The 229-nt window shown below is 68.1% G+C and carries 1 protein-coding gene; it reads left to right on the top strand.

Going from position 1 to position 229, the window contains the following annotated elements; genetic code table 11:
• Positions 1-229, top strand: a 229-nt coding sequence (locus FQ668_RS28415; RefSeq protein ID WP_144180918.1) for a hypothetical protein, incomplete at both ends; no start/stop codon positions are given.

Raw genomic sequence — 229 nt, 5'->3', positions numbered from 1 at the left:
GTGCGCGCCCGCCTGACGCTTTACGAAGGCTACCTGCTGGTCTCGCGCCTGCAGCCGGCCCAAGGCCGTGCCCGCCTGCGTGCGGGGCTGGGCGAGGCGCGGGCCTGTCGCGATATCAGTGTGCTCATCGGCCACTGCGTGATCGCTACGCTCGATGGCAGGGAAGGGCACTTTGCCGAAGCCTTCGCCGAACTGGCCGAGGCCGAGCGGTTAATGCACATCTGGGATG

The organism is Pseudomonas sp. Kh14, from assembly GCF_900291005.1.
GTDB classification, from domain to species: domain Bacteria; phylum Pseudomonadota; class Gammaproteobacteria; order Pseudomonadales; family Pseudomonadaceae; genus Aquipseudomonas; species Aquipseudomonas alloputida.
The sequence above is the reverse complement of the archived record's forward strand: the minus strand, read 5'-3'. Positions and strand labels throughout refer to the sequence as shown.